The sequence below is a fragment of the Nocardia sp. NPDC060220 genome, from assembly GCF_042727815.1.
In the GTDB taxonomy this organism is placed as follows: Bacteria; Actinomycetota; Actinomycetes; order Mycobacteriales; family Mycobacteriaceae; genus Nocardia.
On record NZ_JBHWZY010000233.1, the window covers coordinates 1 to 8,635 of the forward strand.

Below are 8,635 nucleotides of genomic sequence, written 5' to 3' on the forward strand. Positions count from 1 at the left end.
CCTCGCTGGTGAGCCAGCGCCCTACACCGCGACACCGTGGCAGGCGCTTATGCGGGAATCGACCGAACGCGGCGTGAGCGTGAGCCGTGTCCGGGTGGTCACCACACCGCTGTCGGACTATCAGCGATGGTTGCTGTCGGTCACCGGCCACAACGTCGAAGCGGGCGAAAACATCCGGTACGTGCCACGTCACGACGCCGGAGAGATCCCGCCGGATGATGCGTGGCTGTTCGATGACGAGCGGGTCGTCTACAACCTGTCCGACGAACGCGGAGCCCCGGCAGGCTTGGCGGTCACCACCGACTCGGCCGTAGTCGATCATTTCGTCGCGACTCGTGACCGGCTGTGGAACGTGGCTGTTCCGTTCGGAGAGTTCGCCGGGTGACCAATCCGGCAGACGCGCGGGAAGCTCTCGGGGCCAGGCTCCGGGAGCTTCGCCGTACAGCAGGCATTACTGGTCGCGCCCTGGCTGACCTCGCCGGTTGGGGCGAGGCGAAGGTCTCGAAGATCGAGAACGGCCGACAGACACCGTCATCCGACGACCTACGCGCCTATTGCGCCCACACCGGCACCCTAGACCAACTCGCCGATCTGCTGGCGACCCTGCACAACCTCGAAACGGCCTACACCGAGTGGCGCAAGGTTCTGGGCACCGGCACACACCGACAGCAGAAGGCGAACATCCGCCTAGCCGAGTCAGCCGAGATGCTCCGGATCTACCAACCGCAGATCATCCCCGGCATTTTGCAAACAGCGGACTACGCGACTGCCGTTCTTCGCCGTTACGTCGAGTTCTATCGGACACCCGACGACGTAGACCAGGGCGTCGCCGCGCGCATCGAACGTCAACAGCTCTTGTACTCGGGTCGGCGGAAGTTCCACATTCTCATCGCCGAACAGGCGCTACACACCACGGTCGGCGACGACGCGGTCATGGTCGGCCAACTGGACCGCCTGCTTGCCGTGGCGGGCTTGTCCAGGGTGCTGCTGGGCATCATCCCCGCGAAAGCCGAGATGCCGATACAGGCGACGAACTTCGTCCTGTTCGATCAGCGGCTCGCCACGGTCGAAGCGATCACGGCGGAACTGCGGGTGACCCAACCCCGCGAGATCCTGATCTATCTCCGTGCGTTCGACGCGCTCGCCCGCCAGGCCGCCACTGGGGACCCTGCCCGGCTGCTCATCCGCCGGGCGATGGAAACGCGGCTGTGAAGCCAGCCCAGAGAGCCAGAATCGGCTCGGACTCGGGGCCCACATTTCGCCCACACCGGGAGCGGAAACAGGGCACTGGAGGCCGGATCGATTGGAATGCAACCGCAGGTCAGCAAGCTGCCGAATCTGCGACGCGGCGGAGGACCCGGGTTCGATTCCCGGCAGCTCCACAAGGCGAGAAGTCGCAGGTCAACAACCTGGGACTTCTCGCGTTTGTGGCTCTATAACCTCGTTGCTCTGGCCGTCCGGATCGCAGGGTGCGGTTCGCATTGTGCGTCGTCTTTTGAGTCAGTCCGAAAGTCTTTCGCGCAGTGATCCTTTGGCCACTATTCTTCACTGCGTGACGAGCAACAACTCTCAGGCTTGGCAGCCGCAAGGCAGGTCTGCCTGCCGACCTGGGTTGGCATGAAGATGTTCCAGAGTGGCTGGAATATCCGCTTCGAGAGTGGCTCGCCAGCCAGTCGATCGACGACGCGAAGCGTCAGCAGATAGCCGCTCGGCTCCGTTACCTGCCGAGTGAGCGGTTCTGGTATCACGAAGCGCGTGGGGTTTCGTCGGAGGCGCTGTTGGACTGGATCGATGCAGCTCTACATGTGTTGACTCACGACGAGAGCCCTCTATACCGGCGCCTGGTGCCGAACGAGATCAAGCAGATCGACGCTGTCCTGCGTGATGGGAGCTCGGTCTGGAAGGTCAGCAAATCCGGTGACTCTCTGGAACGTCGTCACGACCCTGCGGTCATGGCAGCAATGCGCCACGCGGGCGAGAGCGCTGCGGCAGTTAATCGCACTGTGGCTTCCACTCATCTGCAGGCTGCCTGGGACGCTGCGCACAGGTTCCACCCTGATCCGTCTACGGCGTACCGGGAAGCGGTCCTTGCTGTCGAAGCGGCGGCGATTCCTGTCGTTGTACCCGCTCAGGCGGGTGCAACCTTGGGACATGTTCTGGGACAACTCGATCGTCAAGGCCATCTGTATGCGGTTGCCATCCGCGACAAATCTGGTGTCTCAGTTCCCGTGACGGCAGTGGTGCTGATGATTCGGATGCTTTGGGAAGGGCATACGGACCGGCACGAAGGCGTCACCCCCGCGATTCCGATCACGAAGGATGCCGCTCAGATGGCAGCAACGCTGGCTGTGACCTTGGTTCAGTGGTTCGTCTCAGGTGCCGTCCAACGCAGGTAGCTGCCTCGGCGACTGGCTCCAGGTTCAGGCGGCGTCGGAGTGGTGGTTGGGGCCTTTTGCTTCCGCTCAGCGGCGCCATCAGTACATCCTTTTCTGAATACAGATTCTGATGTACCGTTAGGTCTATGGAATCCACGGTGCAGACCGACGCGCTGTCCCGATTCGGCTACGCCCTCTCGGACTCGACCAGAACCAAGATCCTGCTGAGTCTGCGGAAGGAACCTGGCTACCCGTCGGAGCTGGCCGAAGCGATCGGTGTCTCGCGGCAGATTCTGTCCAATCACTTGGCCTGCCTGCGTGGATGTGGTTTGGTCGTCGCGGTTCCCGAGGGGCGGCGCAGCCGGTATGAGCTGGCGGATCCGCGGATCGGGCGGGCGTTGGACGATCTGGTCGGCCTGGTGCTCGCCGTTGATCCGGCCTGCTGCCCGGCGGCGGAATCGGAGGGCTGCTGCTGATGGAGTCGATCGGGATGCCCGCGCTGATCGCGCCGAGTTCGGTGCGCAAGGCGGTGCTGACGACGCGGATTCGGTGGTTGGTCGCGGCGACGATCAGCTACAACGTGGTCGAGGCGATCGTCGCGCTGAGCGAAGGCGCGCGGGTGTCCTCGTCCGCGCTGATCGGGTTCGGTCTCGACTCGGTGATCGAGGTGTCCTCGGCGGCCGCGGTGGCGTGGCAGTTCGCCGGGCGCGATCCGCAGGCGCGGGAGAAGGCGGCGCTGCGGGTCATCGCGTTCTCGTTCTTCGCCTTGGCCGGCTATGTCGCTGTCGACGCCGTCCGTTCGCTGCTCGGGGTCGGCGAGGCACGGCATTCGACGGTCGGGATCGGGCTGGCGGCCGCGAGTCTGGTGATCATGCCGGTGCTGTCCGCCGCGCAACGGAGGGCGGGGCGCGAGCTCGGGTCCGCCTCCGCCGTGGCCGATTCCAAGCAAACCCTGCTGTGCACCTATCTCTCGGCCGTGTTGCTGGTCGGCCTGCTGCTCAACAGCCTGTTCGGCTGGTCGTGGGCTGATCCGCTCGCGGCGCTGGTGATCGCGGTGATCGCGGTCAAAGAAGGAGTCAACGCCTGGAAGGGCGAAACCTGCTGCGCGACGATGTCTACCGATGTCGGTCACCGCGGCTGCTGTGACAACGACGATCGAGGGAACCCATGATGATGGCGATCTGCGCACTGGTTCTGTACCTGGTTTTCGGCCTGCTCGGCTTCGGCTGGCGCAGTTGGCGTCAGTATCAGGCCACGGGTTCGACCGGTTTCCACGGCATCAGCGGACGGCCCGGCTCGATCGAATGGCTCGCCGGCGTCGGTTTCGTCGCCGCGATCGTGGTCGGCACGGCATCGTCGGTGCTGCAGCTGGCCGGTGTCGTAGCCCCGATCGGGGCGCTGTCCGCGATGCCGATTCAGACCGCCGGATTCGTGCTCGCCGTCGCGGGTATCGCGGCAACGCTGTACGCGCAGATCGAGATGGGCGAATCGTGGCGCATCGGAGTCGATCCCGGTGAGACGACGACCTTGGTCGACACCGGGGTGTTCGGTCTGGTTCGCAACCCGATCTTCAGCGCGATGCTCGTCTTCGCGGGCGGCGTCACGCTGATCATCCCGAACGCTGTCGCGATCGTCGCGTTCGCACTGTTGCTGGTGACGATCGAGCTGCAGGTACGGGCGGTCGAAGAGCCCTATCTGGCGCGGGTCCACGGCGCGAACTACCGTGCCTACCTCGCGGCGACGGGACGGTTCGTTCCCGGCCTCGGACGGGCTCCACTCTGATCCGGTAGACCCTGGTGACGGGTGGTGCGGGTGGGCCACGTAGAACTGAGCGAATGACGCGGTATGCATACGACTCGGGGGCGGGAACGCTGGTCGCCACCTGGGGGACCGGTCGCGGTGATGTCGCCGAGACGATCGCCGAGGTGCCAGGCGCCGAGCACGGTGTGGAGCTGGCGGCGGCGTTGGCGAGTCTGGCGCGGTTCCAGTGGCGGACCTACACCCATCCGGCGACCGCCGCCGGTGATCCCGATGTCGTGAACGGGGAAGCGTGGCGGCGGGCGGAGGAGCGCAATCGCTTCGCGAAGGTCGAAGCCGCGCTGCGCACCCCCAATCTGCCCGACGACGACGGATGCATGCTGGTCTTCTACAGCCCCATCGAGGAATCCGCGCACCATGTGGGCCGTGTGCTCCATGCGATCGGTGACGCGAGCCTGGTCGACCGGGTGGTGAACGAGGTGCTCACCGAGCAGGCGGCGATCACGGCCGCGGAACTGGGCGATCTGGCAGGTCGAGCCAGGCAGGCCGTCGAACTCACCCGCCCGGAGATCTCCCCGGTGCAGGTGCACGCGGCGGACACCCTGCTCCGGGCCAATCCCTTGGGCACGATCGACCTGTTCACCGAACTGGACCCCGCCGCCGCCTCGGTCGCCGCCGCGCACTGGCTGCGGGCCGCGGCGACGGTGGCAGGCGAGGTCACGGGCCTCGAGTCGGTGGACGTGGTCGCCGAGGCGGACGACATCGAAGCACTCCAGGTCGAAACGCCGACCGTGGTCCTGGAACGGCTCGGTGCGGGGGAGACGCCCACCCAGGTGGTGGTCGACCTGATCGCCGATGCCATCGCCGTCTCCGAGGGCAAGGTCCGCGACCTGGACGGCATCATCGAAGCCGCGCAGGAGATCGAGGAACGTGACGACGAGGACGACGATCTCGACGACTGGACCGACGGCTACCGCATCTGCCGCCTCGACCCCACTCGCCCCGCCATCGATCTGCTCGAGGACCTACTGGGCGCCATCCGGGGCTGCTGGCTGGTTTTCAGCGAAGCCGACAGCGGCGCCATCTTCGAGAACGCTGTCCGAACCGAAGCTGACGCAGATACCTCCCGCTTGCAGTAGCTCCCACTCCACTGAAAAGCCCTGCGCCGCAGAATTATTGCCAGCGGAGCAGGGCTGATCACGGAAGGACGGTCGCGTCCCGGAGCGAAAACTATCCGCCGGCGCGACGGCGGAAGGTGCGCTTCCCGCCCGCCTGCGCATGCGTCCCACGCACTTTGGCGGAATTCTGGGCGGCTCCACCCGCGGAGGAGTGGCCGTTCTTCCGCTCGAGCGCCTCGCGGAACCTCCGCTTCGTCGCCTCCGCCGGGGTTTCGATCGCGTCCGCGGACTGTTCGGCGGAGACTTCCTGTTCATCGGGCATGCGTACAGCCTGCCACCTCGGCGCGGCTTCGAACACCATCGGCAGGACCATCGCCCCGCCCGCGACGGCCCCTCGGTAGGATCCACCGATGCGGGGCAGGCCAGGAGGGACGTGGCTTTGATCGAAGTATGGGGTGCGCGAGTCGCGGTCCGGTACGCGGACGGGCGGTTGGTGACGACGCCGCTGCGCGCCGACAACGAGATCGCGCTCGACGTCGGGGTGGCCGAACTGGGCAGGATCGCGCTCGCGAACACCGACGACGGGCAGATGGCGTTGCTGCTGTTCTTCCGGTCGGCGCAGTTCGTGGTGAACGGTGCGCCGACGGATCGTCATCCGGTGCCGGTGTTCCTCGAAACCGGCCTACGCGAACAGGCGCAGGCGCTGATCAGGGCGGTCGAACGCGACCTGGTCAGCCTACGCAGGGTGTTCCCGCCCCGCCCGAATCTCGTTCCACCGCACTCGGTGCCGGGTTCGAACGGCCCGCAGCGCCCCGATGTCACGGCGGCCGCACGCCGAATGCGGCACGCGGGCAACTCCCTACGCGAGATCGATATCCTGCACGGCTGCGCCCGGCCCGACGAGTACGTTCTCGAACTGGCCCAGGCGGGCCACGAGGGCGCTCCCGGCCTGGTCGCGATCACCACGCTGCGCCTGCTGTTCGTGTCCGCGTGGGCGGTCTACGAATTTCCGGTCTCGGTCCTCACCGGCGCCGAAGTGCTCACCGCCCCCGGACAGGTCGCGACGCTGCGGATCTCGGGAGCGGGCGCCGACCTCGATTTCGTCGACTGGGAACCCGCCGACTTCACGCGCATCACCGAGGCCGTGCGTCTGGCCTGCGAGATCGAGCACGTCGACGGATCCATCACCCAGTCGATGCCCTGCTCGGCCGACCTCTTCGGCGAATGGCAACTGCTGGTGGAACGCCGCAAACTGGGCATGGTCGACGACGATCCGTTCCGCCGTCAAGCCGTCGGCATCATGCTGACGATGCCGGGCTGAACACCGGCGCACCCGGATGCAGCGACACCCGCCGCCACGGACTCGACGGTCGAAGGTGCAGCCCCGCGATCATCCGTCTACGTTCGGCCACTTGGTTTTTCGCGGCCGACAGATCTTGCGTGGCCGCCCAGAAGATCGCACCGGTGAGGAACCCGTCGCCGAACTGGCGCCAGTTGCGATAGTGCTGACGCGCCCGATCCAGCCCGGTCAGCATGTGTTCCCACGCCTCGTCCTCGGTCAGGTATCCGGCCGTGCACGCGGCGCGGGCGATGAACACCAGCCGTGCCAGATCCCACGCGGTGGCGTCGATCTGCAGCGGCGTCGGCAGGCTGTCGGTGATGCCGAGTTTGATGGCCTGTAGCCAGGCGTCGTAGTCGCGATCGATCCCGGCGGGCCCGCGATAGCCACGGAAACCCGAAAGGGTGTGCAGGAATTCGCGATGCTCGTCGGCCAATCCCGACCGATCGACCCGGCCGGTGTCGGTCGCGGCCATGACGGCGAGCGGATGAACGAGTTCGAACAGCGGCGCGTGCATCCCGGCCAGCAGCCGCCGCACGGTGTCGTGGGCGTCCTCGGCGTTGTCGACGCCCCACGACTCGTGCAGTCCTTCGATGGCGGTCTCCCGCCGCGTCGACGCGCTGTCGGGCTCCTCCGGGAGGAACGCGACGCCGTCGCATTGCGCGCCCCAGCTGCGCCCGTAATACGCACCGACAGCCAGCGCCCTGATCCGGTCGTCGTCGACGAACGCCCCCGACCAGATGTCCGGCTCGATATCTATGTCCGCACCGGGAAATCCCGCCACCCGCGGCCGTCCACCCCGCACTGATGCTGTCGGTTGCATTGGCACCCCTCTGCCGAGCCGAACGTCGTGCCGTCAGATCTTACGGACCGGGTGATCATGGTGCGGCAGCTACCTGTCGGTGGGCGGGACTACCGTCGAAGTGTGGCCGAATACCGGGAACGCGAATCACGGCTGGACCGAGCGGTGGTCTGGTCGCGAACCATGCCCGCCGCCACCGGTCCCGTCACGGTGTTCCCCGACGGTTGCATGGATCTGATCTGGACCGAGGGCACGCTGATGGTGGCGGGTCCGGACAGCCGCGCGTTCCTCGCACCGACCGCGCGGGCGCGAGAATTCGTCGGCGTCAGGTTCGCGCCGGGCAGCGCGCCCACGTTGCTCGGGGTTCCGGCGGTAGAACTGCTGAACCAGCGTGTCGATCTGGCCGAGATCGCACCGTCGCGCACCACCCGCGAACTCGTCGATCGCATCGACAACGCGCCCGACCGCGTTGCTGCCCTGGAAGCGATCGCATTACGATTCGCCGCCGACAACGGCCCTGCCGATCCGGCGCTCACCGCTGTCGTCGATGCCCTCTCGGCGGGCGCGACGGTCGCCGAAACCGCCGCTCGGACGAGCATGTCGGCCCGGATGCTGCACCGGCGCTCCCTGTTCGCCTTCGGCTACGGACCCAAGATGTTGGCTCGTATTCTGCGATTTCAACGAGCGCTCGCCGCGCTTCGCACCGGAATTCCGGCGGCACACATCGCCGCGGTGACCGGCTTCGCCGACCAAGCGCACCTGTCCCGAGAGGTCCGTGACCTGGCTGGATGCTCGGTAAGCACTCTGCAAACCCGCTGACCGGGCGTCTCACCGCCCGGAAAGTCTCATTCGGCACAGCGTGACGGAAGGTTTAGGCTCACTAGTGCACGCCCCGTCGCAAGTGCTCAGTCCAGTCCGAACACCGACGAGAGGATGTGACCTGATGATCGACGAATCCGTGTACTCCACGCTCCGTATCGAGGCAGAACGAGACGAAATCCGCCGGCTTGTCGTCGGCGCGGTCGTCGTCCGCCATCAGCGAGTGCTCATTCTGCGCCGCCGACGATCGGATTTCCTGGGTGGCCGGTGGGAGTTGCCCAGCGGCGTCGTCGAGCCGGGTGAGGCACTCGACGAAGCGCTGGCCCGCGAAGTCGCGGAGGAAACCGGGCTGCAGGTCACCGGAGTCAGCGACTACCTCGGCGATTTCGACTACCTGACCGGTGCGGGCGCCCGCACCAGGCAG

Annotated in this window: 12 protein-coding genes and 1 tRNA gene; 11 read left to right on the forward strand and 2 right to left on the reverse strand. The window is 66.5% G+C overall.

The window, feature by feature from the left end; translation table 11 throughout:
* The 8 genes from ACFWF3_RS14540 to ACFWF3_RS14575 all read left to right on the forward strand — a co-directional run.
* Window positions 1-385 (forward strand): DUF6879 family protein (locus ACFWF3_RS14540; protein WP_379314048.1); only part of this gene is annotated, 385 nt, incomplete at its 5' end.
* The gene (locus ACFWF3_RS14545) at window positions 382-1,212 is read left to right on the forward strand and encodes a helix-turn-helix domain-containing protein (RefSeq protein WP_379314049.1); all 831 of its coding nucleotides are present in this window, start codon (window positions 382-384) and stop codon (window positions 1,210-1,212) included. The genes ACFWF3_RS14540 and ACFWF3_RS14545, both read left to right, overlap by 4 nt.
* A gap of 93 nt (window positions 1,213-1,305) precedes the next feature.
* Window positions 1,306-1,382, forward strand: a tRNA-OTHER gene (locus tag ACFWF3_RS14550).
* A gap of 462 nt (window positions 1,383-1,844) precedes the next feature.
* The gene (locus tag ACFWF3_RS14555) at window positions 1,845-2,396 is read left to right on the forward strand and encodes a hypothetical protein (RefSeq protein ID WP_379314050.1); all 552 of its coding nucleotides are present in this window, start codon (window positions 1,845-1,847) and stop codon (window positions 2,394-2,396) included.
* 125 nt (window positions 2,397-2,521) lie between these two features.
* Complete coding sequence (locus ACFWF3_RS14560) at window positions 2,522-2,851, forward strand: ArsR/SmtB family transcription factor (protein WP_378991392.1); 330 nt, start codon at window positions 2,522-2,524, stop codon at window positions 2,849-2,851.
* The gene (locus ACFWF3_RS14565; RefSeq protein WP_379314051.1) at window positions 2,851-3,546 is read left to right on the forward strand and encodes a cation transporter; all 696 of its coding nucleotides are present in this window, start codon (window positions 2,851-2,853) and stop codon (window positions 3,544-3,546) included. The genes ACFWF3_RS14560 and ACFWF3_RS14565 overlap by 1 nt, the downstream gene beginning before the upstream one ends.
* Window positions 3,547-3,548: 2 nt before the next feature.
* On the forward strand, window positions 3,549-4,157 hold the full coding sequence (locus ACFWF3_RS14570; protein WP_379314055.1) for a methyltransferase family protein: 609 nt from the start codon (window positions 3,549-3,551) through the stop codon (window positions 4,155-4,157).
* Window positions 4,158-4,210: 53 nt separating this feature from the next.
* Window positions 4,211-5,272, forward strand: a complete 1,062-nt coding sequence (locus ACFWF3_RS14575) for a hypothetical protein (RefSeq protein WP_379314052.1) — start codon at window positions 4,211-4,213, stop codon at window positions 5,270-5,272.
* Between the two features lie 91 nt (window positions 5,273-5,363).
* Here ACFWF3_RS14575 and ACFWF3_RS14580 read toward each other — a convergent pair whose 3' ends face one another.
* Complete coding sequence (locus ACFWF3_RS14580; RefSeq protein ID WP_378991395.1) at window positions 5,364-5,612, reverse strand: DUF5302 domain-containing protein; 249 nt, start codon at window positions 5,610-5,612, stop codon at window positions 5,364-5,366.
* Between the two features lie 72 nt (window positions 5,613-5,684).
* On the opposite strand from ACFWF3_RS14580, the gene ACFWF3_RS14585 reads away from it, so the two are divergent.
* The gene (locus tag ACFWF3_RS14585) at window positions 5,685-6,572 is read left to right on the forward strand and encodes a hypothetical protein (protein ID WP_378991396.1); all 888 of its coding nucleotides are present in this window, start codon (window positions 5,685-5,687) and stop codon (window positions 6,570-6,572) included.
* Here the strand turns inward: ACFWF3_RS14585 and ACFWF3_RS14590 are convergent.
* The gene (locus ACFWF3_RS14590) at window positions 6,550-7,374 is read right to left on the reverse strand and encodes a DUF1266 domain-containing protein (RefSeq protein ID WP_379314053.1); all 825 of its coding nucleotides are present in this window, start codon (window positions 7,372-7,374) and stop codon (window positions 6,550-6,552) included. The genes ACFWF3_RS14585 and ACFWF3_RS14590 overlap by 23 nt on opposite strands.
* A gap of 141 nt (window positions 7,375-7,515) precedes the next feature.
* On the opposite strand from ACFWF3_RS14590, the gene ACFWF3_RS14595 reads away from it, so the two are divergent.
* Together ACFWF3_RS14595 and ACFWF3_RS14600 are read left to right on the forward strand one after the other, a co-directional pair.
* Window positions 7,516-8,211, forward strand: a complete 696-nt coding sequence (locus ACFWF3_RS14595; RefSeq protein ID WP_378991398.1) for a helix-turn-helix domain-containing protein — start codon at window positions 7,516-7,518, stop codon at window positions 8,209-8,211.
* 124 nt (window positions 8,212-8,335) lie between these two features.
* The coding region (locus ACFWF3_RS14600; protein ID WP_379314054.1) for an NUDIX domain-containing protein at window positions 8,336-8,635 on the forward strand (300 nt) is incomplete at its 3' end.